22 protein-coding genes are annotated in these 26,512 nt (G+C 58.1%); 11 read left to right on the top strand and 11 right to left on the bottom strand.

The features are described 5' to 3' along the window. Position 1 precedes the first annotated feature (1 nt). Both AB5Y83_RS02360 and AB5Y83_RS02355 read left to right on the top strand, forming a co-directional pair. The gene (locus AB5Y83_RS02360) at positions 2-1,072 is read left to right on the top strand and encodes an AI-2E family transporter (protein WP_213388819.1); all 1,071 of its coding nucleotides are present in this window, start codon (positions 2-4) and stop codon (positions 1,070-1,072) included. A gap of 35 nt (positions 1,073-1,107) precedes the next feature. Then, entirely contained in the window at positions 1,108-1,914 is an 807-nt protein-coding gene (locus tag AB5Y83_RS02355; RefSeq protein ID WP_182963654.1) for a MipA/OmpV family protein, read from the top strand. 111 nt (positions 1,915-2,025) lie between these two features. Here the strand turns inward: AB5Y83_RS02355 and AB5Y83_RS02350 are convergent, their stop codons facing one another. Beyond that, positions 2,026-2,826 (bottom strand): alpha/beta fold hydrolase, encoded by an 801-nt coding sequence (locus AB5Y83_RS02350; protein WP_043819244.1) that lies wholly within the window; start codon positions 2,824-2,826, stop codon positions 2,026-2,028. A gap of 128 nt (positions 2,827-2,954) precedes the next feature. Between AB5Y83_RS02350 and ppk2 the strand changes: the two genes are divergently transcribed. Next, positions 2,955-3,770, top strand: a complete 816-nt coding sequence (gene ppk2, locus AB5Y83_RS02345) for a polyphosphate kinase 2 (protein WP_100654022.1) — start codon at positions 2,955-2,957, stop codon at positions 3,768-3,770. A gap of 112 nt (positions 3,771-3,882) precedes the next feature. Here the strand turns inward: ppk2 and AB5Y83_RS02340 are convergent, their stop codons facing one another. The 5 genes from AB5Y83_RS02340 to yejK all read right to left on the bottom strand — a co-directional run bounded on the left by AB5Y83_RS02340 (position 3,883) and on the right by yejK (position 10,358). Further along, on the bottom strand, positions 3,883-5,019 hold the full coding sequence (locus AB5Y83_RS02340) for an ABC transporter ATP-binding protein (protein WP_005333867.1): 1,137 nt from the start codon (positions 5,017-5,019) through the stop codon (positions 3,883-3,885). A 68-nt stretch (positions 5,020-5,087) separates the two neighbouring features. Continuing rightward, on the bottom strand, positions 5,088-5,978 hold the full coding sequence (gene malG, locus AB5Y83_RS02335; protein ID WP_005333868.1) for a maltose ABC transporter permease MalG: 891 nt from the start codon (positions 5,976-5,978) through the stop codon (positions 5,088-5,090). A 12-nt stretch (positions 5,979-5,990) separates the two neighbouring features. After that, the gene (gene malF / locus AB5Y83_RS02330) at positions 5,991-7,643 is read right to left on the bottom strand and encodes a maltose ABC transporter permease MalF (protein WP_005333870.1); all 1,653 of its coding nucleotides are present in this window, start codon (positions 7,641-7,643) and stop codon (positions 5,991-5,993) included. Positions 7,644-7,718: 75 nt separating this feature from the next. Further along, positions 7,719-8,900 (bottom strand): maltose/maltodextrin ABC transporter substrate-binding protein MalE, encoded by a 1,182-nt coding sequence (gene malE, locus AB5Y83_RS02325; protein ID WP_005333871.1) that lies wholly within the window; start codon positions 8,898-8,900, stop codon positions 7,719-7,721. Between the two features lie 408 nt (positions 8,901-9,308). Next, complete coding sequence (gene yejK, locus AB5Y83_RS02320; protein WP_019445372.1) at positions 9,309-10,358, bottom strand: nucleoid-associated protein YejK; 1,050 nt, start codon at positions 10,356-10,358, stop codon at positions 9,309-9,311. Between the two features lie 73 nt (positions 10,359-10,431). Here yejK and AB5Y83_RS02315 point away from each other — a divergent pair, with 73 nt between their 5' ends. Continuing rightward, the gene (locus AB5Y83_RS02315; RefSeq protein WP_005333874.1) at positions 10,432-10,659 is read left to right on the top strand and encodes a YejL family protein; all 228 of its coding nucleotides are present in this window, start codon (positions 10,432-10,434) and stop codon (positions 10,657-10,659) included. Between the two features lie 47 nt (positions 10,660-10,706). After that, positions 10,707-12,557, top strand: coding sequence for a DUF3413 domain-containing protein (locus AB5Y83_RS02310; protein WP_127007545.1), 1,851 nt, complete (start codon positions 10,707-10,709; stop codon positions 12,555-12,557). Positions 12,558-12,642: 85 nt separating this feature from the next. On the opposite strand, the gene AB5Y83_RS02305 is transcribed toward AB5Y83_RS02310, so the two are convergent. After that, positions 12,643-13,428: a MetQ/NlpA family ABC transporter substrate-binding protein gene (locus AB5Y83_RS02305; RefSeq protein WP_127007641.1), complete on the bottom strand. Its 786-nt coding sequence runs from the start codon at positions 13,426-13,428 to the stop codon at positions 12,643-12,645. Between the two features lie 602 nt (positions 13,429-14,030). On the opposite strand from AB5Y83_RS02305, the gene AB5Y83_RS02300 reads away from it, so the two are divergent. Both AB5Y83_RS02300 and AB5Y83_RS02295 read left to right on the top strand, forming a co-directional pair. Then, the gene (locus AB5Y83_RS02300; protein WP_368174634.1) at positions 14,031-15,905 is read left to right on the top strand and encodes a S8 family serine peptidase; all 1,875 of its coding nucleotides are present in this window, start codon (positions 14,031-14,033) and stop codon (positions 15,903-15,905) included. Between the two features lie 18 nt (positions 15,906-15,923). Then, complete coding sequence (locus AB5Y83_RS02295) at positions 15,924-16,382, top strand: hypothetical protein (protein ID WP_368174633.1); 459 nt, start codon at positions 15,924-15,926, stop codon at positions 16,380-16,382. Between the two features lie 67 nt (positions 16,383-16,449). On the opposite strand, the gene ppsA is transcribed toward AB5Y83_RS02295, so the two are convergent. Beyond that, entirely contained in the window at positions 16,450-18,822 is a 2,373-nt protein-coding gene (gene ppsA, locus AB5Y83_RS02290) for a phosphoenolpyruvate synthase (RefSeq protein ID WP_368174632.1), read from the bottom strand. Positions 18,823-19,169: 347 nt separating this feature from the next. Here ppsA and AB5Y83_RS02285 point away from each other — a divergent pair, with 347 nt between their 5' ends. Beyond that, positions 19,170-19,982 (top strand): pyruvate, water dikinase regulatory protein, encoded by an 813-nt coding sequence (locus AB5Y83_RS02285; RefSeq protein WP_064336694.1) that lies wholly within the window; start codon positions 19,170-19,172, stop codon positions 19,980-19,982. Positions 19,983-20,221: 239 nt separating this feature from the next. On the opposite strand, the gene AB5Y83_RS02280 is transcribed toward AB5Y83_RS02285, so the two are convergent. Next, a complete protein-coding gene (locus AB5Y83_RS02280) occupies positions 20,222-20,557 on the bottom strand; it encodes a hypothetical protein (RefSeq protein ID WP_083243801.1) in 336 nt (111 codons plus the stop codon). A 347-nt stretch (positions 20,558-20,904) separates the two neighbouring features. On the opposite strand from AB5Y83_RS02280, the gene AB5Y83_RS02275 reads away from it, so the two are divergent. Continuing rightward, positions 20,905-22,287, top strand: a complete 1,383-nt coding sequence (locus AB5Y83_RS02275) for an amino acid permease (protein ID WP_005352966.1) — start codon at positions 20,905-20,907, stop codon at positions 22,285-22,287. A gap of 86 nt (positions 22,288-22,373) precedes the next feature. Here AB5Y83_RS02275 and AB5Y83_RS02270 read toward each other — a convergent pair whose 3' ends face one another. Continuing rightward, positions 22,374-22,700, bottom strand: a complete 327-nt coding sequence (locus AB5Y83_RS02270) for an ArsR/SmtB family transcription factor (RefSeq protein WP_368174631.1) — start codon at positions 22,698-22,700, stop codon at positions 22,374-22,376. A 106-nt stretch (positions 22,701-22,806) separates the two neighbouring features. On the opposite strand from AB5Y83_RS02270, the gene AB5Y83_RS02265 reads away from it, so the two are divergent. Then, complete coding sequence (locus tag AB5Y83_RS02265; RefSeq protein WP_368174630.1) at positions 22,807-23,877, top strand: permease; 1,071 nt, start codon at positions 22,807-22,809, stop codon at positions 23,875-23,877. A 125-nt stretch (positions 23,878-24,002) separates the two neighbouring features. On the opposite strand, the gene AB5Y83_RS02260 is transcribed toward AB5Y83_RS02265, so the two are convergent. Then, on the bottom strand, positions 24,003-24,713 hold the full coding sequence (locus tag AB5Y83_RS02260) for an HAD family hydrolase (RefSeq protein ID WP_368174629.1): 711 nt from the start codon (positions 24,711-24,713) through the stop codon (positions 24,003-24,005). Positions 24,714-24,916: 203 nt separating this feature from the next. Between AB5Y83_RS02260 and AB5Y83_RS02255 the strand changes: the two genes are divergently transcribed. Further along, the gene (locus AB5Y83_RS02255) at positions 24,917-26,470 is read left to right on the top strand and encodes a PAS domain-containing methyl-accepting chemotaxis protein (protein ID WP_100645568.1); all 1,554 of its coding nucleotides are present in this window, start codon (positions 24,917-24,919) and stop codon (positions 26,468-26,470) included. Positions 26,471-26,512 lie beyond the last annotated feature (42 nt).

Genomic DNA, 26,512 nt, shown 5'->3' with positions numbered 1-26,512 from the left:
CATGTTAGAAGTATTGAAGCGCTGGTATCAGACCCGTTTTTCCGATCCCGATGCAGTTACCCTTTTCCTGTTGCTGGTGTTCTGCTTCACCATCATCTGGCTGTTTGGCGATCTGCTGGCCCCCCTGCTGGTGGCGCTGGTAATGGCCTATCTGCTGGAGTGGCCGGTCGCCCGGCTGCAAAAAGCGGGGCTGTCGCGCACCCTGGCCACCAGCGTCATTCTGATCCTCTTTATTGCGGTAGCAGTCGCCTCCTTGCTGGGTCTTATCCCGACGCTGGTCAGTCAGGGGATCAATCTGGCCAAAGAGGCGCCGGCCATGCTGACCCACGCTCAGGATTATGTGCGCACCCTGCCGGACAAATACCCCGAGCTCATCGACGTCAGTCTGGTGGAGACCGTCATCGACAATATTCGCCAGCGCATCCTCAGTGGCGGCGAGCATCTGGTAAGCGCCTCCCTCAGTTCGCTGGTCAACGTGGTCGCCATCATGATCTACCTCATTCTGGTACCGCTGATGGTCTTCTTTATGCTCAAAGACAAGCGGGTACTGATGGGCAGCCTGCGCCGCTTCCTGCCGCGCAACCGCACCCTTGTCAACCGGGTGTGGGTGGAGATGAACAACCAGATCATCAACTACATCCGCGGCAAGGTGATCGAGATCCTCATCGTCGGCATCGCTACCTATGTTCCCTTCGCCCTGATGGGGCTGCGCTATTCGGTGCTGCTGGCGGTCGCGGTCGGCTTCTCGGTGCTGATCCCTTATATCGGCGCCGCCGTGGTGACCGTACCGGTCGCCATGGTCGCCCTGTTCCAGTGGGGGCTCACCCCGGAGTTTGCCTGGCTGATGGTGGCCTATCTGGTCATTCAGGCCCTCGATGGCAACCTGCTGGTGCCGGTGCTTTTCTCGGAAGCGGTCAACCTCCATCCGGTGGCCATCATCATCGCCGTGCTGGTGTTTGGCGGCTTGTGGGGATTCTGGGGTGTCTTCTTCGCCATTCCCCTCGCCACCCTGGTCAAGGCGGTGATCAATGCCTGGCCAAAACGTGAAGAGATGCCCGGTGCCACAAAATAACCTGCTTCCCCTGCAATCGTGACAACGGAGTGTCCATGACCTTTTTTCGTCAAATTAGAGCGGCAGGGCTGACGGCCCTGCTCCTCGCTGCCGCCATGCCCGTCCGCGCCGATATCGATCTTGGCGCCATGGATCTGCTCACCAGCGACAGCCCTACCAGCCCGGTGCCACAGGGCTTTGTCGCCGGAGCGGCGCTCATCGGGGGGCAGGCCCGTTATGAAGCACAAGATAACAGCCTCTACGCCATCCCCGGCTTTATCTATTTTGGCAACCAGTTCATGTTTCTGGGGGATCGGGCCCGCTACTACTTCCACAAGGATGAGAACGTGGCCCTCTACGGCTATGGCCGGGTCCGTTTTGGCAATCTGGATCCCGAGGATTCTCCGGCCTTTACTGGCATGGAGCAGCGAAAATGGCAGCTGGAAGGCGGGATCGGTGGCAACATCATCACCCCCTACGCCCTGCTGACCGTGCGAGCCAACAGCGATGTCACCGGCCGCAGCAAGGGACAGGAGCTGCTGCTGTGGGCCGATTTCCCCATCCTGCGCGACAACCTGCTGATCATGCCGGGGATGGGGCTGATGCTGCGCAGCGACAAGATGGCCAACTACTACTTCGGCGGCATCTCCGAGAGCGAGGCAACCGCCCAGCGGCCCGCTTGGGATACCGGTACCACCCTCTCCCCGATGACGGCCCTCATCACCAGTTACCGCTTCAGCCCCAACTGGATTGGCATGTTTGCCATGAACTACGAATGGTATGATCGGGACATCAAAAACAGCCCCATCGTCCAGCACGATGGCGAGCTCTATGCGGGTTTTGCGCTGGGCTATCTCTGGTAACGGTTATGAGTCTTGAACCGTGAGACACGACCAAACAAAAGGGAGCCCTCGGCTCCCTTTTTCACGACCATCAGGCTGGTCGTACAGCCTGCTCAAGCTGCCAATTCAGGCTTACAGCGTCGCCAGAAAATCGGTCAGTTGCTGATTGACGAAGGACGGATTTTCCAGCGACGAGATGTGGCCAGCGGCCGGGATCTCCCTGAACGGGCAACCCAGCACCTCGGCCATCAGATAGCCCTCCAGCACCGGACGGGCCTTGTCTTCGCAGCCGGTCATCACCAGTGCGGGAGTGGTGATCTCCTCCAGCCACTCGATACGATCTTCGCGGGTCACAAAGCTGCGGCCCACCGCCACCATGGCGGCAATCTTCTCGTTTGGCCAAGCGGCCAGACGCGCCTTGAAACCACTCATCAGCGCCTCATCAGGCTGGCTGGCAAAGAAGATCGGCGCCACCTGTTCGATGATGGGCGCCGGCACGGTGCCGAGCTGCTCGATCATCGCCAGCATGCCGAGGTAGCGCTCGCAGGTGATCTGCGGTTCCAGGCCGACAAAACTGTCCATCAGCACCAGACCCTTAAGGCGGTTTGGCACCATGCGCGCCAGCTCCACACCCCACATGCCACCGATGGAGAGGCCCACCAGTACGAACTCGTCAACCCCGAGGGCATCGAGCAGCGCCAGGTGATCCCGCGCCAGAGTCGCCAGGGTGCAGCCACCTTCGGGGAGCAGGTCGGAGTCACCGTGGCCCCACAGCTCGGGAACGATGCAGCGATAGCTGCCCTTGAGCGCCTCGATTTGCGGCGCCCACATGGCGCTATCCCACAGATAGCTGTGACCAAACAGCAGTACCGGCCCTTGCCCTTCATCCAGATAGGCCATCCGGCGGCCCGCTATCTCCATAAAATGCTTCATGTTATCTCCTGTTGCCAGCGATGGGCGGGCAGTGTATCACGTCCCCCTTGGCAGGTGACGCCTCCCTGGTGCAAGCTGACAGTGACTCAAAGAAGTCACCCATGAAAGGATGCCAAAAGGAGAAACCCATGGCGAAGGAGAAGAGCAAGAAGCGGCCGCGTCTGGACAAGAAGTGCTACGAGCACCACCTTGCCCATCTGCAGGAGGAGCTGGTCAAGCTGCAGGAGTGGGTCAAGCAGGAGGGGTTAAAGGTGGTGGTACTGTTCGAGGGACGGGACGCCGCCGGTAAAGGAGGCGTCATCAAGGCGATCACCGAGCCGCTCAACCCCCGGGTCTGCCGGGTCACGGCGCTGCCCGCCCCCTCCGATCGTGAGCGCTCCCAGTGGTACTTTCAGCGTTATGTGGCCCACCTGCCCGCCGCTGGCGAGATGGTGCTGTTTGACCGATCCTGGTACAACCGGGCCGGAGTCGAGCGGGTGATGGGATTTTGCAGCGATGCCGAGTATCGCGAGTTTCTGCGCGCCTGCCCCGAGTTTGAGCGGATGCTGATCCGCTCCGGCATCACCCTGATCAAATACTGGTTCTCGGTCAGTGACGAGGAGCAGGAGAAGCGCTTCAAGGAGCGGATCAACACCCCCATCAAGCGCTGGAAGTTCAGCCCGATGGATTTGCAGTCCCGCTCGCGCTGGGTGGAGTACTCCCGCGCCAAGGATGACATGTTCACCTACACCGACACCGAGGATTGCCCCTGGTTCGTAGTGGAGGCAGATGACAAACGCCGTGCCCGGCTCAACTGCATCGCCCATCTGCTGAGCAAGGTGCCCTACGAGGCGATCCACTACGAGCCCATCAAGCTCCCCCCCATCAAGACCGAAGGGTATGAGCGCCCTCCCCTGACCAGCCAGACCTTTGTGCCCGATATTACCGCCGAACTCGAGGCTTGAACCGGGTTACCTTGCCTATCTGCATGTTCAAATCGCAGGCAATAAAAAGCCGGTCTGACGACCGGCAAAAAGGCATTGATTATTAAGAAAGGAAAACCAGCACAACAAAAAATCAGGTACGGATATATTTGGCGGTACGGGGGAACGCCTGCTCCTTGGCATCGAACAGGTAGCAGGCTTCGGCCGGGATACCCACGCTGTAGGTCTGACCGGTCGCCACATCCACATCCGAGGTGGCCTTGACGGTAAAGTCGTGACCATCCACATCCATATAAACGAAGGACTCGGCGCCCAGGTGCTCAGCCACCTGCACGATCCCGCTCACCTTGCTGTGCGCATGGGGGTGATCCAGCGGCATCAGGTGCTCGGGGCGAATGCCCAGCTCCACCTTGTCACCCACAGCGCCACTGCGGGCATCGACCCGGGCACGCACAGTATCGCCAGAGGTCAGCTTGACCAGGCACTCCTGCTCGCCAATCTCCAGCAACTCGCCCGCCAGGAAGTTCATCTTGGGAGAGCCGATAAAGCCCGCCACGAACTTGTTGTCCGGGTTGTGGTAGAGATCCAGCGGTGAACCGAACTGTTCCAGGTTGGTGGCAGCTTCGGCCTTGAGCGGGCTCAGCACCACAATCTTGTCGGCCAGGGTCATCGCTTCCACCTGATCGTGGGTCACGTAGATGATGGTGGAGTTAAGCTCTTTGTGCAGCTTGGCGATCTCGATCCGCATCTTGACCCGCAGCGCGGCATCCAGGTTGGAGAGCGGTTCGTCAAACAGGAACACCTGCGGCTGCTGCACGATGGAGCGACCGATGGCGACCCGCTGACGCTGACCACCGGAGAGCGCCTTGGGCTTTCTGTCCAGCAGCGGCTCGAGACCCAGGATCTCGGCGGCGCGCATCACCCGCTTGTGGATGTTCTCCTTGTCCATCTTCTTGAGCTTCAGACCAAAGGCCATGTTCTCGTAGATGTTCATGTGGGGATAGAGGGCGTAGGACTGGAACACCATGCCGACGTTGCGCTCTACCGGCGGTACGTCGTTCATGTAGCGACCGCCGATGGTCAACTCACCACTGGTGATGTCCTCGAGACCCGCGATCATCCGTAGCAGGGTGGATTTACCACAGCCGGACGGGCCGACGAAGACGATGAACTCCCCTTCCTTGATGGAGAGGTTGATGTTGCGCAGGGTGTCCTTGTGAACAGCCGGATCGTAATTTTTGCGAACGTTGTTGAGTACTACTTCAGCCATGACGAGCTCCGCTCTTGAATCTTTGCAAATCGTGATAGCGGGGGGAGTCAGCTCCCCCGGCCATAAACTTAACCTTTCACACCACCGGCAGTCAGACCGCCAACCAGCCAGCGTTGTGCCAACAGGAACACCACTGTGATGGGGAAACCGGAGAGCACTGCGGCCGCCGCGAAATCACCCCACAGGTAGTTCTGTGGATAGAGGTACTGCTGGGCCCCGACCGCCAGGGTCAGATTGTTCACATCCTGCAACAGGATGGAGGCCATGGGCACCTCGGTAATGGAACCGATAAAGGCCAGAATAAACACTACCGCCAGGATGGGTACCGACAGGGGCAACAGGATCAGACGGAATGCCTGCCACGGGGTCGCACCGTCGATGGCTGCCGCCTCCTCCAGGGAGGAGTCGATGGTCTCGAAGTAGCCCTTGATGGTCCAGACGTGGAGGGCAATACCGCCCATGTACGCCAGGATCAGGCCACCGTGGGTGTTGAGACCGAGCCAGGGGATATAGTCACCAATCTTGTTAAAGAGCGCGTAGATAGCCACCAGCGCCAGTACCGCCGGGAACATCTGGAAAATCAGCATGCCCTGCAGGATGGTGGACTTGCCACGAAAACGCAGGCGGGCAAAGGCGTAAGCACAGGTGGTGGAGAGCGTCACGATCATCAGGGCAGTGATGCCGGCGATCTTGATGGAGTTCCACAACCAGGTCAGCACCGGGAACGGCGGCGGCGTGATGCTGCCGTCGGCGTTGGTGATGGACATGCCCAGCGCCAGCTTCCAGTGATCCAGCGTCGGATTGGAGGGGATGATCTCCCCTACCGCGAAGTTACCGTTACGGAACGAGATGGCGATAACCATGATCAACGGGAAGATGATCAACGCCAGGAAGCCCCACATGACCAGGTGGGTTGCCCACACCCGGTATTTGACTGATTTGGGTTGTACGATTGCCATGTTGAAGCCTCCTTACAGCTGCTTGTCGGCTTTGGACAATTTCAGGTTGAGCAGCGCCAGTGCACCCACGATGAGGAAGATGGCTGTGGCGATGGCACTGGCCAGACCGTAGTCCTGACCACCCGATCCCTGGAACGCAATCCGGTAGGTATAACTCACCAGCAGGTCGGTGGTACCGGCCGGGGTGCTGGCGCCGATGATGTCGGGCGCACCGTTGGTCAACAACTGGATAAGCACGAAGTTGTTGAAGTTGAACGCGAACGAGGCAATCAACAGCGGTGTCAGCGGCTTCATCAGCAGCGGCACGGTGATCTTGAAGAAATTCTGTACCGGACCGGCACCATCCATGGCTGACGCTTCATAGAGATCTTCCGGAATGGCTTTGAGCAGGCCCATGCAGAGGATCATCATGTAGGGGTAGCCGAGCCAGGTGTTGACAATCAGGATCATCACCTTGGCCAGGAAGGGGTTGGTATACCAGTCCGGCTTGATGCCAAACGCCGCTTCCAGGAACATGTTGATCTCACCGAAGTTCTGGTTGAACAACCCCTTGAACACCAGGATGGAGATAAACGCCGGGATCGCATAGGGCAGGATCAACATGACCCGATAGAAACCGCGCCCCTTGAGCTCTTCCCACTGCACCAGACAGGCGAGCACCATGCCGATAGCCAGGGTGAAGGCGACAGAACAGGTTGAGAAGATCACGGTCCAGATGAAGATCTGCAGGAAGGGTGACTGGATGCCCGGATCGGTGACGATGCGCGCGAAGTTCTTCCAACCGACGCTCACCACAAAGCCTGGAGCAATACCCTTGCCGACAAACTGACCCTGTTCGTCGATGTACTGATAGAAGCCGGTCTCGCCATTGGGCAGCATCAGCTCGCCATTCTGGGTATCACGCAGCAGGTTGCTGTCTTTGATCACCACGCCGGACTTGAGCACGGCACCATCCATCAGACGGGTGTAGTGCTGCTTCTGGGCGGCAAACTTGCGCAGACTGCTCAGGGTCAGGTGGGTACCGCCATCCGGCAGCACCAGATCAAGGTCACTCAGGTGAGTACGATGCTCAACAATGGCGCGGATCGGTGCGGCCTTGCTGGCCGCTTCGCCGGTGAAGGGCTGCAGCTCGACCACTTGCTGGGTGTTCTGCACACGGCCCTCGCGGGACGCCAGCTCACGGGCCTTGTTGGTCATCAGGGAAACAGGTTGGCTGATAAAGGATTGATCATCCTGTGTCAGCAGCAGCTGGAACTGGCCGTTGTCGCCACCCAGCAGGGTAAAATCGAATTCACCGCCCGCCACCTTGTAGGTTTTCTTCAGGTGGTAGTCCCGCGCCTGCTCCACGGAGAGCAAGTTGGACCCCGAATAGTTGGTGAAGGCAATGCCAATGGTGTAGGCAAGAGGGAAGATGATAAACACAACCATGCCCGCAACACCCGGAAAGATGTAGCGATGGGCATAGGTCTTCTTGTTCATGAAGACATACAGACCGACGGAAACCACCACCAGATCCAGCAGCGCGAATACCCACTCGCCACTGGCGTACATCATCACGGCTGCGTAGCCGTTGAGGATGGCAACCAGGGCCGCTATGGTCCACTTAAGCCAGGTGTGCTTATCCTTCGGACCGGCATAGGACTCAACAGAAGGTACTACTTCCATGCCAATTAACCTTTATAACGCCAAGAGAGATTTGAGAGAGTGGGAGGCCATGACGGCCTCCCGGGTAGTGCGTGCTTACTGAACGATACGCTTGGCAGCGGTATCCAGAGCTTCGTCAACACCCTGACGACCGGAGGTCACGTTCTTGAGGGCAGTTTCGAAGGAAGACCAGAAACGGCTCATCTCGGGAACGGATGGCATCGGCTCGCCAGCCTGGGCGTTCAGCATGGTGGCCTTGATGTGCGGATCGGATTCCAGGGTCTTCTGGAAGGATTTCAGCGCAACGGCACCCAGCGGCTTGTCGGCGTTAACCGGCGCCAGACCGGCATCGGTCAGCAGGTAGTTTTCCAAGAACTCGATAGCCAGATCCTTGTTCGGGCTGGCGGCGTTGATGGTGGCACCCAGTACGCCAACGAAGGCTTTGGCCGGCTTGCCGTTCAGGGTCGGCAGCGGCGCTACGCCGTACTTGATGCCGCTCTTGTCCAGGTTGCTCCAGGCCCAGGGACCGTTGATCATCATGGCCACTTCGCCCTTGTTGAACTTGGCGTCCATCACACCGTAGTCGATGCCTTTTTCCAGGTGACCGGACTTGATCATCTCGGAGATGTAGCCCACGCCCATCTTGGCACCTGCGTTGTTCACGCCAGTATCTTTGACGTCATAACCGGTAGCGGTTTTCTTGAAGGCGTAACCACCGTTGGCAGCCACCAGCGGATAGCTGAAGTACGGGGTGTCATAAGCCCACATGATGGCGCGCTTGCCGTTTTTCTTCAGAGTCTCGTCAATCTTGGCGATCTCTTCGAAGGTTTTCGGCGGCTCGGGCAGCAGGTCTTTGTTATAGATCAGGCTGACAGCTTCCATGGCAACCGGGTAGCCATAGGTTTTGCCATCAACAGTCATGGCATCCCATGCCAGCTGTTCAAATTTGCCTTTGGTGGCAGCGTTCGGCGTTACCGGAACCAGCAAACCGGCTTTGACCCACTCACCGTAACGGTCGTGAGCCCAGAAGAAGATGTCCGGGCCGTTGCCAGTGGCGGCGGCTTGCTGGAATTTCACTTCAACCTGATCTGGGTGAGCCACAGTAACCTTGATGCCGGTTTCTGCTTCAAACTTCTTACCCACTTCAGCCAGACCGTTGTATCCCTTGTCACCGTTGATCCAGATGGTCAGCTGGCCTTCATCGATGGCAGCAGTAGCAGAGCAAGCGACGCCAAGAGTGGCCAGACCGATCAGGGATGACAGCAATTTCTTTTTCATGAGCCTTTCCTTGTATTAGTTCCGCGCTGTAAGAGCATTGTGTGCGAGATGAATATTATCCCAAGCGGCAAACGGCTCACATGACGCAACTCGCATTTTTGAAATGCAATTACGTATTTCCTTCCAGAAAGTTTTGAAAACATTTTCTTATTTCAGGGAATTACGGCCATTTATCGGCTTAATTCCAGACAACCACAGAATAATAATTACCAAAATGAAATAAAATTTCATGAGTGAAAGGGTTTTCACCTCAATGAAAACCCTTTCAGATGGTTTATTTTGTTTGATTTGTTAACAAAGTACCGCGCCAGTTTCGAGGTCTGCCCGGGCGCAATAAAAAAACAGACCCCGCCGGGGCGGAGTCTCTTTTTGCGAGAAATGACGACCTGATCACACTCGGGAGCATGACTACGACTGGCGCAGCAGCTGATCCTTGAGATTGGGCGGCACACCCTTGATGGTCAGGGTGTCGGTCTGGGGATCGTAAAAGATCCGGCTGTTCAACAGCTTCTGCTCAAAGCTCAGAGTCAGACCGCCGCCGGAGCCAACAAACTTGGTCAAACCACGCAGGGTAGAGCGATCCGCCGGGAAGCGCTCTTCCAGCTCATACTCCTGACCGATAAAGCTGTAAAAATCGAGGTCACCGTCGCCGGGCAATTCTGCAGACAACTCCTTGATTTCGATCTCTTCACCGGCACTCGCCTGTTCGGTGCAATATTTGAAGACCTGCTTTTTATAGTCATTGCGCTCGGTCGGTTCGAGCTGACGACTGTCGCAATAATCTTCGACCGCCTGCAGCAAGCCTTTATTTTGTACCTTGGCATCCATGCCCTCGCGGGCACCCAGCAGATCCATAAAGAAATCGCCCAGTTTGCGACCAATGCGTCCCTTGCTGAAGGTGATATAGCGGCGCGAATCCGGTTGGGTTTTCCATTCGGTCAAATCAATGCGGGCCACCAGATTGAGTTTGCCGATATCCAGATACTGGATATGGCGTAATTCCAGCGCTTCGCTGACGGTGACGCTCTCCTTGCCCTCCAGCAGAGCAATCAGCAGATAATCGACCCCGACGTAGTTATATTTGGCAAACAGCAGCACCCCCTGCTCATCGAGGGCGTGCTCCACCAGCTGCTTGACCAGCATCTGGGTCACAGTGACCGAGAAGGGAACGAATTCGGTCTGCTCGGCGAGCAGCTGTTCGAGGGCGATACGAAACGCGGGTGAAGGCTGCTTGGGAGCCTCTTCACCGTCGGCCAGCTCGGCGACGGCGGCCTCGGGGTCGGCAAAGAAGCCAAAGCCCTTGCCACCCTTGCCGTTGTAGATCCGATGCAGTTCCGCCATCAGTCCCTGTACCGCCTCATCAGGGGGCAGGGTCTGGCTGCGGGTATCGGCGTGGGGTTGACCATCGCCGCCCTGGCGCAAGGAGTGAAGAATGATCTTGTCGATATCGAGACTCATGTCACAAAGCCATAGTGTTAGCCGAAAGGGTGAAGTATTATAAGGCGCTTTGAACCGAGATGAACTGAAGATTATGCCTATCGTATCAAAGTACAATAACGAGCAATTTGACGCCCTGATGAACGACCTGATCACCGCGCTGGAAAAGCATAAAGCGCCGGTGGATCTCAGCCTTATGGTGCTTGGCAATCTGACCACCAATATCATCAACGGTATGGCACCGGCCCAGCGCCAGGCCATCACTGAAAAGTTTGTCCAGGCCCTGACCGCATCGGTCGATAATCGCCACGACGCACACTGAGTCCCCGACTCTGTTGATTTGACGTTTCTCAACGCAGATGGATCACTATGGTCGAAACCGGTAACCCCTATCGTGATAATGTCTCTCGCCTGATCACCTGGGGGCATTGGTTCTCCTTCTTCAACATTATTCTGGCCATGCTCATCGCCACCCGTTATCTGGGTGCCATCAGCTGGCCATCGACCACGCTTGGCGTGATCTATCTCGTTGTAAGCTGGATTGGCCACTTCTCGTTTCTGAGTTTTGTCACCTACCTGTTGACGATCTTCCCGCTCAGCTTCGTGCTGCCCAAGGAGAAGTCGTTGCGGTTCATCTCCGCCATCATCGCCACCTTGGCGCTGGTGCTGCTGCTGATCGACACCCAGGTATTCCGGCTGTTCAAGTTCCACCTCAACAGTCAGGTATGGCAGTTGCTGCTGGATCAGGCGCAGACCGAAGAGGGCTCAATCTGGAGCATCATCTTCGTTGCCGTGCCCACCATCTTTCTGCTGCAACTGCTGCTGTCGGCCTATGTCTGGCGCAAGATCAACAAGCGCAAGCGCCGCCAGTACGGCAATCAGGTGGGGCTGGCCCTGCTGATCTGCTTTATTCTGACCCACGTGGTCAACAGCTGGGCGGATGCGACCCTCTATCAGCCGATCACCATGCAGAGAGCCAACTTCCCCCTCTCCTACCCCATGACGGCCCGCTCCTTCCTGGCCAAACATGGCTGGCTGGATCTGGATCAGTACGAGAAGCAGGCGGCCTCCCAGGGGGATAACAGCGACAGCCGGATGCACTACCCACTGCGCCCGCTCAACGTCAACGCGCCCCTGACCCACAACAATCTGCTGATTGTGGTGGTCGATTCGCTGCGCTTTGACATGCTCAACAACATCAACATGCCCAATCTGCAGCGCTATGCGGATCAGCATCTGACGTTCCGCAATCACCTGAGTGGTGGCAACGACGACCTGATGGGCATGTTCAGCCTCTTCTACGGGTTGCCCGGTCACTACTACAAGGACATCAGCAGCGACAAGCGTCCGCCGGTGCTGTTCGACGAGATGCTGCGCCAGGATTACCAGTTCGGGCTGTTCGGCGCGATGGAAGATGCCCAGAAGTATCGCAAGAGCATCCTCGCCGGTCTGCGCAAACAGGTGTTTGTCTCCGAACAGAGTGACGATGGCAAGCTGCTGACCGACTGGCAACAGTGGCTGGAGAAGCGCTCTCCCGAGCGTCCCTGGTTCTCGCTGGTCTATCTCTCTAGCCCCGGCGACTACCAGTTGCCCGCCACCATGAAGGGGCCGTTCCAACCGGAGCTAGCCAACTTCAATCCGGCGACCGCCTATCGGGCGGAGAACCTGCAAAAACTGGAGAACCGCTACAAGAACTCGGTCTTCTATACCGACCAGTTGCTTGAGCAGATGCTGACCAAATTGCAGTCGCAGGGGATGGACAGCAACACCATCGTCATCATCACCTCCAACCACGGTCAGGAGTTCAACGACACCCGCAGCAACAGCTGGGGCGCAGGCAGCAACTACTCACCCTATCAGGTGCAGGTACCGCTGGTACTGGCCTGGCCGGGGCGCGGCAGTGACGTTCGGGAACAACCGAGCAGCCATTTCGATCTGGCGCCGACCCTGATGCAGGGGATGCTGGGCGTGCGCAATCCGGCGCGCGATTACAGCGTTGGCCGCTCGCTGTTTGATACCAGCCCGCGCAACTGGCTGCTGGCCGGGGATCAGAACGACTTCGCCATCTATGAAGGGGACACAATCACCCACTTCAACAAGCAGGGTGACTTCGAACTGCTGGAGCGCAACAGCTATCGCCCGATCAAGCACGGCACCCCGGATATGGGCGCCATGATCCAGGTGATGAACGAGCTGAACCGCTTCTATCGCAACCAGTGAAGCGCCCGTTGATGGCTTGATACCATAAAAAACGCCCCGAATTCGGGGCGTTTTTCGTTGTATAGCCGGGCCACGTTCACGACAGTTAGCCACCCCACCCTTGCGGGTACTTGTAGCCGACGAAACGCTTGGCTGCATAGGCTTTGAAAGCCGCCGAGTTGTAGGCCGCCGCCACATCTTTGGCAAAAGGCTGATCCGCATCTGCGCTTTTCACCACCACCCAGTTGATAAAATCGTAGCTGCGCTCCAGAAACAGTCCTTCACTGAACGGGATTCCGCTGGAGGCGGCAAAATTACCGTTGATCACCGAGAAGTCCACATCCTCCCGCGAGCGGGGCAACTGCGCGGCTTCCAGCAGTACCAGCTTGAGATTGTGCGGATTGTTCACCACATCAAACTCGCTCGCTTTTAGCGGGTTTATCCCCTCCTTGAGAGTGAGCCAACCAAGATCCTGTAGCATCAACAGCGCCCGCGCCTGATTGGTGGGATCGTTGGGAATGGCCACCGTGCTTCCCTCTTTCACCTTGTCGAGTGCTGCCAGCTTGCCGGAATAGAGTCCCATCGGACCGGTTGGCACCTGGGTAATGGGCGCCAGCGACAAGCCGCGATCGTTGGCAAAACTCTCCAGATAGGGTTTGTGCTGGAAGCAGTTCACATCCAGTGATCCGTCAGCCAGAGCAATATTGGGAGTCACATAGTCGGTGAACTCCACCAGCTTGACCTTGTACCCCTTGGCCTCCAGCTGCGGCTTGATGGAATCGGTCACCATGTCGGCAAAATCCCCCACCGTGGTACCAATCACGATCTCCTGTTTGGTCGGCAAGGACGCATCGGCGGCAGCCGCGGAAAAAGAGAGGCTCCCGACCGCCATCGCGGCAATAAAGGTGCTGGCGCCAGCATTGGCGCGCAAGGAAGCAGTCAAAGGAGAAGATAAGAAGGAACGAAACGGCATAGGACTCCCTGTCAGGTACGCATCAAGCTATGGGACTGCGGCGGGGTGGCTCTCATAGATTAGGCCCCTCAAACCGCAGCAATCTAGCCATCCAAACGGCTATTTCAATTACCATAACAGAGCCATCCACCGCCGCCAAGCAATAAACCGCTGGTCCCACCTCATCACCCTTGCTGTCACCCCCGAATGCATAGCTGTATCACATTGGCACACACAACAATGCCACTCACGTTCAAGAGCGCACGAACTCCCCTCGGGATTGCCCCGAATCGAGATGGCTGCGGCGAAGGAGAGTCGCGAGAGGAATGAATTACAGATAAAAAGATCAGTAGTGAGCGGTGAGAACCATTCTCAATAAAACACATAACCAGCGTCATTGGAATACCTACCATAAACCAGATCGGATTTCTTTGAACCTCATTGCGTTTTTTGAAAATGGCTCTTTTTGAACCCCTGTCACCCGTGTATAGATTTCCGTCGCACTCAGGATGAGTGCGATCCAAGATGGAGTTAAAAAAATAATGAAGCAAACATCGTTAGCACTGGCGATCACAGCACTGCTGTCGACCCTGCCCAGTGCGCTCGTTCAGGCAAATGAAGGTTGTGCGCCGCTCACCGGTAAGGAGAGCGGCATGGATATCGGACGCAGCAGCACCGAGCGCTGCCTGCCAGGAACCAATCCCCTGCAGGATCAGCAGTGGTATCTGCTCAACAGCGGCCAGGATGGGTTCAGCGCCCGTGGCGGCATAGCGGGCAATGATCTCAACCTCTGGTGGGCTCATCGCACCGGCGTGCTGGGCCAGGGAGTCAATGTGGCCGTGGTGGATGATGGCTTGGCTATCGCCCACCCGGATCTGGCGGACAACGTGCGTCCGGGCTCAAAAAACGTGGTGACCGGCAGCGATGACCCGACCCCGACCGCTCCGGATACGGCCCACGGCACCTCGGTCTCCGGCATTATTGCGGCGGTAGACAACGCCATCGGAACCAAGGGAATTGCCCCGCGAGCCCAGCTGCAGGGGTTCAACCTGCTGGATGACAACAGCCAGCAGTTGCAGAAAGATTGGCTCTACGCCCTTGGCGACAGCGATGCCAGCCGCGACAACCGGGTGTTCAACCAGAGCTACGGCATGAGTGTGGTGGATCCCCGCTCTGCCAACTCTCTGGATCAATCCCAGCTTGATCGTCTGTTTGAACAGCAGACCCTCAAGGCGCAGGGTGCGGCCTATATCAAGGCTGCCGGCAACGGCTTCAACAAGATAGCGGCGGGCGGCTATGTGCTTAACCGCACCGGCAATGGCCCCAAATTGCCGTTTGAAAACAGCAACCTCGATCCCTCCAACAGCAACTTCTGGAACCTGGTGGTGAGCGCTCTCAACGCCGATGGCGTCAGATCCTCCTACTCCAGCGTCGGCAGCAACATCTTCCTGAGCGCGACCGGCGGCGAATACGGCACCGACTCTCCGGCGATGGTGACCACGGATCTGCCCGGCTGCGACATGGGTTACAACCGCACCGACGATCCCAGCACCAACAGGCTGCACGGCGACCCGCAACTGGATGCCAGCTGCGACTACAACGGCGTGATGAACGGCACCTCCTCCGCCACCCCCAGCACCTCCGGCGCCATGGCGCTGCTGATGTCTGCCTACCCGGATCTGTCGGTACGTGACCTGCGGGATCTGCTGGCGCGCAGCGCAACCCGGGTCGATGCCACACAGAAACCTGTGATGGTCAGCTACACCAGCAGCACCGGCAAGGTGCGTGATGTGAAAGGGCTGGAAGGGTGGGAGCGCAATGCCGCCGGCATGTGGTTCAGCCCGACTTACGGTTTTGGTCTGATCGACGTCAACAAGGCCCTCGAGCTGGCAGCCAATCACCAGCCCCTGCCCCCGCTGGTGCAACTGCCATGGCAGAAGATCAATGTCAGCGGCAGTGCCGCCGCTATCCCGGATGTGGGCAACAGCCCGACCCGTTCCACTACCCGCATCGCGACACCATTGACGGTAGAAGCGGTTCAGGTGATGGTGAGTCTGGATCATCAGCGTCTGCCCGATCTGCTGATCGAACTGGTCTCCCCCGCCGGCACCCGCAGCATCCTGCTGAGCCCCTTCAACAGCCTGGTCGGCCAATCTCTCGACCAGCAGCAGCTGGGCTTTGTACGAACCAAGGGATTGCGCGACATGCGGATGCTATCCAACAAGTTCTACGGCGAATCGGCGCAAGGCACATGGCGACTGGAAGTAACCGATGTTGCCAACGGTACCCGTCAGGTCTCTCTGCTCAATCGCGAGACCCGTGAGCGTACCACCCTGACCGAGCGCAACAATCGCCAACCGGGCAAGCTGATCTCATGGTCCCTGCGGGTCCTGGGTCACGATGCCAACCGCAGCTAACACGCTAGGAGTATTACCATGAACAAACCTGTTACCTTGCTTCTGGCAACCCTGCTGGCCCCCCTCTCGGGACAGCTCTGCGCCCAAGAGTCCGTCACCATGGATGGCAAACAATACAGCACCATAGAGGTGAACGGCCAGACCTACCTCATTCCCGACAACGGCAGCAAGAAGCGGGTCGCCCGCAGCCTTGACAGCAAGGTCCCGCAACAGACCCTGCGCCGCGGTGACGTGTTGATGCAAGGGGCCGCCAGCCCGGAGCTGACTGTAAGCGGCACTCTGCTGGTGGAAGCTGACGATGCCAGCGCCAAGGCGCTGGCGACTCGCCACGGCCTGAACTTCAAACAGAGCAGTGGTGGTATCGCCCTGCTGGAGGCCAAATCGGGCACCGATCTCACTGCCATCGCCACCAAGCTCAAGAGCGAAGGGGTGAATGTGCAGATCGAGCTGTCGGGGGCCGAACAGCAGCCGAAATAGGTCGTGACACACAGATAACAAAGGGGGCCATCATGGCCCCCTTTCTGCTGCTCATTTTGACAGTGACTTACTTGGCGCCATGCTGCTCCGCCAGATAGAGCCAGGTATCGACCACGGTATCGGGGTTGAGAGACACCGAATCGATCCCCTGCTCCACCAGCCAGGCGGCAAAGTCAGGGTGATCGGATGGCCCCTGACCGCAGATCCCCACGTACTTGCCCGCCTTGCGCGCAGCCTGAATCGCCATTGCCAGCAGTGCCTTGACCGCCTCGTTGCGCTCGTCGAACAGATGGGCAATCAGCCCCGAGTCCCGATCCAGCCCAAGGGTGAGCTGGGTCATGTCATTGGAGCCGATGGAGAAGCCGTCCACGTGCTCGAGGAACTTGTCCGCCAAGAGGGCATTGCTCGGGATCTCGCACATCATGATCACCTTGAGCCCCCGCTCGCCGCGGCGCAGACCGTTCTCGGCCAGGATGTCGATCACCTGCTCCACCTCGCCCACGGTGCGCACGAAGGGGATCATCACCTCGACGTTGGTCAACCCCATCACATCGCGCACCCGCTTGATCGCCTCGCACTCGAGGGCAAAGCAGGGGCGGAAGCTGTCGGCAATGTAGCGGGATGCGCCACGAAAACCGATCATCGGGTTCTCCTCGTGGGGCTCGTAGCCACGACCGCCCACCAGATTGGCGTACTCGTTGGACTTGAAGTCCGACATCCGCACGATCACCCGCTCCGGCCAGAACGCAGCGCCCAGAGTGGCGATCCCCTCGGTCAGCTTGGCCACATAGAACTCCCGCGGGCTGTCGTAACCGGCAATCATCTTGCCGATGGTAGCCTGCAGCTCTGGGGTTTGCTGGTCAAACTCCAGCAAGGCCTTGGGGTGCACGCCGATCATCCGGTTGATGATGAATTCAAGGCGCGCCAGCCCTACCCCGGCATTGGGCAACTGGGCAAAGTCGAAAGCGCGGTCCGGGTTGCCGACGTTCATCATGATCTTGATGGGCAGGCGCGGCATATTGCCCACCTCGGTCACCGCCACGTCGAAGTCCAGCTCGCCGTCATAGATAAAACCGGTATCCCCTTCCGCGCAGGATACGGTGATCCGCTGGCCCGGCTGAATATGATCGGTAGCGTTGCCACAGCCGACCACCGCCGGAATGCCCAGCTCACGGGCGATAATGGCGGCGTGACAGGTGCGGCCACCCCGGTTGGTGACGATGGCGGAGGCCCGCTTCATGATGGGCTCCCAGTCCGGGTCGGTCATGTCGGTGACCAGCACGTCGCCGGGTTGGACTTCGTCCATCTGGTTGATGGAGGAGATGACTCGCGCCGGGCCCGCGCCAATCTTGTGGCCGATGGCCCGTCCCTCGATCAGCACCTTACCCGCTTGCTTGAGGGCAAAACGTTCGAGGGTGTTGGCCTCCTGACGGCTGCGCACGGTTTCCGGGCGTGCCTGCACTATGTAGAGTTGGCCATCCTGACCATCCTTGGCCCACTCGATATCCATCGGGCGGCCATAGTGCTGCTCGATGATGAGGGCCTGTTTCGCCAGCGCCATCACCTCCTCATCGCTGATGCAGAAGCGGCTGCGCTCGGCCTCATTGGTGTCGACAATCTTCACCTGACGGCCGTGACCGGCATCGTCCGAGTAGGTCATCTTGATAAGCTTGGAGCCGAGGGTCTTGCGCACCACCGCCGGGCGCCCCCCCTTGAGGGTCGGCTTGTGCACATAGAATTCATCCGGGTTGACCGCGCCCTGCACCACCATCTCGCCAAGGCCATGGGCGCCGGTGATAAAGACCACGTCGTTGAAACCGGACTCGGTATCCAGAGTAAACATGACGCCGGAGGCGGCGAGATCGGAACGCACCATCCGCTGAACCCCGGCCGAGAGGGCAACACCCTTGTGGTCGTAGCCCTGATGCACCCGATAGGAGATAGCGCGATCGTTGAACAGGGAAGCAAACACATGCTTGACCGCCGTCATGACGGCATCGATGCCACGTACGTTGAGGAAGGTCTCCTGCTGACCGGCAAAGGAGGCGTCCGGCATATCCTCGGCGGTGGCGGAGGAGCGCACCGCAAACGAGGCTTCGACACCGGCACTCAACTTTTCATAGGCAACCCGGATCGCCTGCTCCAGTTCGGGCTGGAACGGGGCTTCGATCACCCAGTCGCGGATCTGCTGACCGGCCCGGTTGAGGGCGGCGATATCGTCCACGTCCAGATTGTCGAGCAGATGGTGGATCTTGCCGTTGAGGCCGCTTGACTCCAGAAACTCGTTAAACGCAAAGGCAGTGGTGGCAAAACCCCCCGGCACGGATACGCCGGCGCCAGAGAGGTTGCTGATCATCTCGCCAAGGGATGCGTTCTTGCCGCCAACTCGTTCTACGTCCTGCATTCCGAGTTGTTCGTACCAGAGCACGTACTGTTGCACTTGGATGTCTCCAGGTTGGTGGGCACCGATGCCATAGCACCTCGTGCGCCCGATTTAATCGATGAGGTTATGGGTAAGTCAGGTGCGTTATTGTCTGTTTCTTTTGTTGCCAACGACCATGAAAACGTTTTCTATTGGTTTTCAAAAAAATCCCCGAGCAAGAGGTGGGGATGGTCGAATGACCGGAACATTCTACAATGGCGACACAAAAAGATAACGATTCAGGTTTGCAAGCCACTTCACAACTTGGGCACAGCAGACCGGTTGACAAAACTGGTATGGTTTCGGGAGATACTTCTCACCCCTTACCCCATGCGACCCCACCCGCGGTATCACAGGAGCCCTACGTGCACACCGTATTTTATGTTTCAGACGGAACCGCCATCACCGCCGAAGTGTTCGGTCACGCGGTATTGAGCCAGTTTCCGCTGGCCTTCGAGCAGATCACTATCCCCTTTGTGGAGACACTGGAGAAAGCCCGTCAGGTACGGATGCGGATCGACGAGCAGTTTCGCCAGACCGGGGTACGCCCCATCCTGTTTCACACCATCGTCGACCCGCAGGTACGGGAAGAGGTACTGAAATCGGAAGCGTGCGGCCACGACTTTCTCAACACCTTCGTCAGCCCGCTGGAGCAGGAGCTGGGGGTCAAAGCCGAGCCCCGCCTCCACCGCACCCACGGCATGGAGAACCGCAAGCTCTATGACGATCGCATCGAGGCGGTCAACTTCGCACTGGCCAACGACGATGGCATCACCACCAAAGAGTACGATGAGGCGGACATCATCCTGATCGGGGTCTCCCGCTGCGGCAAGACCCCCACCAGCCTCTATCTGGCGCTGCAGTTCGGCATTCGCGCCGCCAACTACCCCTTTATCGAGCAGGACATGGGGATGCTGGAGCTGCCCGCCCCCCTCAAGGCCAACCGTCACAAGCTGTTTGGCCTCACCATAGCGCCGCAGCGGCTGCACGAGATCCGCAACCAGCGCCGCGCTAACAGCCGCTACTCCTCCATCGAACAGTGCGAGCAGGAGCTGGCCTGCGTGGAGAGGCTGTTTCGCCAGGAGGCGATCCGCTTCCTGGATACCAGCTCCCACTCGGTGGAGGAGATCAGCGCCAAGGTCCTCGAGGCGACCGGTCTGCGCCGCCAGCTCTGTTAAGCCAGCTTGACAGCTATCGGCATCAACAAAAGATAAAAATTACAGTGTCGCGGCGAAAGTCAGCTGTGGCGAACTGCAATTCACATCGATGACAGTGAAAAGCGTGGATAAAAAAGGGATAAACACCACAAATGCTTATCCCTCTTCTTGTCGACCTTGCCGTTGTGCCCTTGTCACCCGCTGCCAGTTAGCCGCTATTCGATTCCGTTCTGCTGCGCTCGGCAAACAGCCAGCGTTCACTAACGATTGAGCTCAGGGTTGTTCATCAACCGGGCATAGAAGGCCAGCAAACCGTGGCGCAGGCGAACCCGCTCCGCCAACCAGCCGCCAACGAGCGCCCCCGTTACCCCACCCACCAGCAACAGCAGCTGCCAGTAGTGCAGCAACTCCTGATCACCGAGCGAGAGCCAGCCCAGCAGCATGGTGGCGGCCACCAGCAACAACAGCGGACTGGCAGCAATCCCTAACCAGAGCGCCACCAGCACCCCCCGGGCAACCCCTTGTTGCAGCACGCTTTCGCGCTCTCTGTACTCCAACTCCCTGCACTCTTCCCTGTACTCTTGCTTGTTTGGCATCATTTGCATCCATCTATGACTCAGCACCACAAAAGCTCACCGATAGCGTTAAATGTCAACAAAACAGAATTCGATTGCGCAAACATCAACCAAAAACTACCAATAAGCCTCTTCAGATCATGAAAAAGCTGCCATCGGTACAAAACACGGCCATTAGAGATGGAAAACAGGTGCATTCATGGCGGATTATCACTATTCTGCTTCGGTTGCCAGCCAACACTAAAAATTGAAAATGGCATGGCGTAACGAAATAAATACAGCTTTCGTCAGGTTTTGGCTACGCACTGCGGCCTGCTCAGGATGAGCCCAACACCGACCAGAGACAACAGAGACGTAAGGACAGACCCATGGATTTGAAACAAGACGGTGAGGAGCTGAAACGCGGCCTTAAAAACCGCCACATTCAGTTGATTGCTTTGGGCGGCGCCATCGGCACCGGCCTCTTTCTGGGCATTGCCCAAACCATCAAGATGGCAGGCCCCTCAGTCCTGCTGGGTTATGCCATCGGCGGCTTTATCGCCTTCCTGATCATGCGCCAGCTCGGTGAAATGGTGGTGGAAGAGCCGGTAGCTGGCTCCTTCAGCCACTTTGCCTACAAATACTGGGGCGAGTTTGCCGGTTTTGCGTCCGGCTGGAACTACTGGGTGCTCTACGTGCTGGTGAGCATGGCCGAGCTGACCGCAGTGGGCATCTATGTCCAGTACTGGTGGCCCGAGATCCCGACCTGGATGTCGGCAGCCTTCTTCTTCGTGCTGATCAACGCCATCAACCTCTCCAACGTCAAAGCGTTTGGCGAAATGGAGTTCTGGTTCGCCATCATCAAGGTGGTCGCCATCATCGGCATGATTGGCTTTGGCGGCTATCTGCTCCTCTCCGGTGCCGGCGGACCCGAGGCGAGCGTCACTAACCTGTGGGCACAAGGGGGCTTCTTCCCCAACGGCATCAGCGGTCTGGTGATGGCGATGGCGGTGATCATGTTCTCCTTCGGCGGTCTGGAGCTGGTGGGCATTACCGCCGCCGAAGCGGACAACCCCGAGAAGAGCATTCCCAAGGCCACCAATCAGGTGATCTACCGTATCCTCATCTTCTACATCGGCGCCTTGGCTATCCTGATGTCCCTCTATCCCTGGGGTAAAGTGGTGGAAGGCGGCAGCCCGTTCGTGATGATTTTCCACGCTCTGGACAGCAATCTGGTCGCCACCGTACTCAACATCGTGGTACTGACAGCGGCACTGTCGGTCTACAACAGCTGCGTCTACTGCAACAGCCGGATGCTGTTCGGGCTGGCCAAACAGGGCAACGGCCCGAAAGCCCTGCTCAAGACCAACAAGAGCGGCGTGCCGCTGGTGGCCCTCTCGGTCTCGGCCATCGCCACCCTGCTCTGCGTGCTGATCAACTACCTGATGCCGGGCAAGGCGTTCGGCCTGCTGATGGCACTGGTGGTCTCCGCACTGGTGATCAACTGGGCGATGATCAGCCTCGCGCACCTCAAGTTCCGCAAGGCCAAGGTTGCAGAGGGTGTCCAGCCCAAGTTCAAGGCGTTCTGGTACCCCTTCGGCAACTATCTCTGCCTCGCGTTCATGGCCGGTATTCTGGTGATCATGTATATGACCCCCGATTTCCGCATCTCGGTCGAACTGATCCCCGCCTGGCTGGTGGTACTGGGCATTGGCTTTGTCATCAAGCGCAAAGGACAAGCTCAAAGCAAGGTTGCAGCCAATCTGGGTTAATGCCCGCAGTTGAGAAAAACAATGCAAAACGCCGATCGCATGATCGGCGTTTTTATTGCGCGCAGCACGACTAGCAGCCATAGCCCTCAGGAAGGCAGTTCTTGCCTTTGATCTTGCCGATGCTCCGGGCTGTTGACGCAGCACTCCTCCTGGAAAAAGGCGATGATCTCCTCCAGCACCGCGTATTGAGAGACGCAAAGCAGGGTGCGACTCTCCCGGTTTTGCTTCACCAGCCCCACCGAGACCAGCGCCGCGATATGGTGGCTGAGGGTGGAAGCGGGGATCGCCAGCTGCTTTTGCAGCTCCCCCACCGGCAGCCCCTGCTCTCCCGCCTTGACCAGATGCTTGAAGATAAACAGCCGGGTCGGATGACCCAGCTCTTTCAATGCCTTGGCGACCTCTTCCAGTTGCATCTCTGCGCCCTCCACGAATTTGTTATTTCGATAATACCAGAAATATCTTGACTGGCCATTCATTTCGATTATTTTGGAAATACAGAAACCAAGTGAGGGTATGATAATGAATGAGTGGTTAACCATGCTGGCCGATGCAGCCCAGATGTTCCTGTTTCTGGCTGTCGAGCTGTCGGTGCTGTTTCTGGTCATTAGCGCCGGGGTCAGCCTGATCCGTCAGAAGATCCCCGACGAGAAGATCCAGCGGATGCTGGGGGCGAGACATGGCAAGGGCTATCTGCTCTCGGCCCTGCTCGGTGCCGTCACCCCCTTTTGCAGCTGCTCCACCATCCCCATGCTGAGAGGGCTGCTCTCGGCCAAGGCTGGCTTTGGCCCCACCCTCACCTTCCTGTTTATCTCACCACTGCTGAACCCCATCATCGTCGGCTTGATGTGGGCCACCTTTGGCTGGAAAGTGACCCTGCTCTACGCCGTGATCGCCGCCAGCGTCTCCGTCATGGCGAGCATGCTGCTCGACAGATTGGGGTTCGAGCGCCATGTCATTGACCCCAAAGAGGCCACCCCCTCTTGCGGTAGCGGCTGTGGCCCGGCGACCCGCGCCACCACTCAAGCACATTGCAGTGACAACCAACGCAGTGCCATTCGCGCAATCAAACCCCTCAACGGGGCAGCGTGCTGCCCGGCTCCGCAACCAGAGATGGCAGAGCAGGCCACCCTCTCCTGCTGCGGCGATGGCACGGCTGCCCTGACCAGAGCGCCACAGCTCCCCACCGCCTGGGTCAAAGCTCGCCTCGATGCCTGGCAGCAGTTCAAAGCGGTATTGCCCTTCCTGCTGCTGGGGGTGCTCATCGGCTCGTTTATTTACGGTTTTATTCCGGCCGAGTGGATCGCCGCCCATGCTGGCGCCGACAACCCGCTGGCCATCCCCTTCAGCGCCATCGTCGGGATCCCACTCTATATCCGTGCCGAGGCCGTGATCCCGCTGGCGTCGGTACTACTGGGCAAAGGGATGGGAATGGGCGCCGTCATGGCGCTGATCATCGGCAGTGCCGGTGCCAGCCTGACCGAGGTGATCCTGCTCAAATCCATGTTCAGAACCCCGATGATTGCGGCCTTCCTTACCGTGATCCTCGGCATGGCGATCCTGATGGGCTACCTGACGCAACTGTTGTTTTAAGTCGCCCATCATTAAACAGACAGGGGGTTAAGCCAGCTGAGTGTGAAACCATCAGGCTTCCCATAGACAAACGCCGATCAACTGATCGGCGTTTGTCTATTCCGTACGGCAATCTGCAACCGGCGTTACAGATATTGCCCGACGATGGGGAGCAGATCCTCGACGTCACGGGCAATATGGTCGGGTTGGTGTTCCCAGCGCTCCGGGGTCGCGCGGCTATAGGCGACAGCCACCGATATCACACGGCTCTGCTCGCCAAGCGCCGCTTGCAAATGACGGGCAAACTGCACATCCGCTTCATGGTCACCGATATAGATCAGCGACTGGCACCTAGCTGGGCCGAAGATAGACTCCAGACATTTGAGGCCACCGTAAGGATGGGGTTTTTGCTGCTGTCCGAGCACGTCATCATAGCCGACCACAGCCTTGAACAGGCTGTTCACGCCATGCTGCTCCAGAACCCGGCGAATATTCTTTTGGGAGTTCTGCGAACAAATTCCGTGGGGAATGGCAGAGAAATGGTCAATCACCGCCTCCAGCCCCGCAAAAAAACGCACCTCGGTCCGGTTCATCTCCTGATGCTTGGCCCACAGACTGCCAGCCAGCACCATCTCGTCCCGCGACAAACCGTAGTAATCCATATAGAGCGCCTGCCAGTTCTTGGCGGCGTGATTGGCATGGTGATACTCCGCTTCGCTGCGCAGATAGCGCGGCAGATGTTCTCCGGTCAGATGGGGGGCGACCTCAGCCAGGATCTGCTTGGTGATATCGATATTCTTCGGCACCGAATTGACCAGAGTACCGTCATAATCCCATAAAATCGCATCCAACTTCATTGCGTTACCTGTCTCGCTGCACAGCCATAAGTCACGCCATGTTACTTGGCTTGCCTCCCCTCGCCAAACCGCGCTGTAAAAATGTGAGACCCATCCCGTCCCCACGCAGTAGCACAAGAGTTAATGTGCAACAACACAATAAATGAACATCCTCTGCCATACTCAGACGAAGTATTCCGTTACGCCGAAACCGGAGTCTGATCATGGTAACCAGCTCGCTTCACACCACAGATACCGAGGTTGAATTTGCCGACGATATCCAGTTGGTATCGACGACCGATCTCAAAGGGGACATCACCTACGCCAATCCGGCGTTTTGTCAGGTGGCAGGCTATCGCCTGGAAGAGATGTTGGGGCAGCATCACAATCTGGTGCGCCACCCCGACATGCCCAAGGCAGCGTTTGCCGATCTCTGGGCCCACCTGCAGGCGGGTAAACCATGGCGAGGGATGGTAAAAAATCGCTGCAAAGATGGTCGCTATTATTGGGTTGATGCCTATGTCACCCCGATTTATGAAGATGGCAAGATGGTGGGTTACCAATCCGTCCGCTGCCGCCCCGCCGCAGAGCACAAAGCGCGTGCCAGCCAGATGTACAAAACCCTTAAAGCCCGTGAAACCGGCTCTGCCATTCACATGGGCCTGCGTCAACTCACGCCGGCCATGATGACCATCCCCCTGCTGCTCGTCAGCGTGATCAGCGCGCTCTGGCTGATCTCACCGCTCCAGGCGCTCTGGGTCATCATACCCCTCTTGGCAACAATCTGGTTCAATCGCCACCCTCTCTTCCTCACGCCGCGATTCTTGCAGCAGCTCGAGCAGGATTACGACAGCATCAGCCGCCTTATCTTCTCGGGGGATGCCCCCCACAGCATCGCCGATTTCCATATCAAACTCGGGCAAGCGAAGATCCGTACCGTACTCGGCCGGGTGGATGACACCACCGCGTCGCTCAATGCCATGGCCAATGACCTGCGCGGCTCCGCCTCGCTAGCCAGCCAGGATATCTCTTCGCAAGACACGCAGATCCAGCAGATTGCCACCGCCGTCACCCAGATGGCCTCGGCCGCCGAGGAGATCAACCGCAATATTCAAGACAGCAACAGCCAGATCGAAGAAGCCCGCAGCCACTGCATCACCACCAGCACCCAGCTTTCGGAAGCAGGAGAAGAGATGTCGGCGCTGGCCACCCAGGCAGAGCAGGCCTTCCAGTCAGCCGTTGAGCTGGCGAGCGAATCCGAGCGGATCGGCACCATCATGAGCGAAATTCGCGGCATTGCAGATCAAACCAACCTGCTGGCGCTTAATGCCTCCATCGAAGCCGCACGGGCAGGCGATCAGGGGCGCGGCTTTGCAGTGGTGGCGGACGAGGTTCGCAGCCTGTCGACCAGAACCCACAAGGCGACAGAGCAGATCCAGAACAGCATTGGCCATATCCAGCAAACCCTGGGGGGATGGAAAGAGATGATGCATCTCAATGTGACCAGAACCAACGCCTGCCTCGCCACTACCCGGGCAAGTACCGGCAACCTGAATCAGGTTGTGGTCGAGATAGACAAGGTCTCTGATTTTTCCAACCAGATCACCGCCGCGGCCACCGAGCAACAAGCTGTCATCGAGGAGATCAGTCGCAATATCAACCAGATATCCTCGCTCTCTCACGATAACAGTCTCAAAATCGATCAAGTGAGTGAAACCAGTGCCAACTTGCAGAGCAAAGCGAGCCAGCTCAAGGACTTAAGCCGGACGTTCGGATAGCAGCATGCAGATAAAGTCCATGTAAACGAAGGGCCACCCGTC

This window comes from Aeromonas sp. R5-4 (assembly GCF_040908215.1).
In the GTDB taxonomy this organism is placed as follows: Bacteria; Pseudomonadota; Gammaproteobacteria; order Enterobacterales; family Aeromonadaceae; genus Aeromonas; species Aeromonas veronii.
The sequence above is the reverse complement of the archived record's forward strand: the minus strand, read 5'-3'. Positions and strand labels throughout refer to the sequence as shown.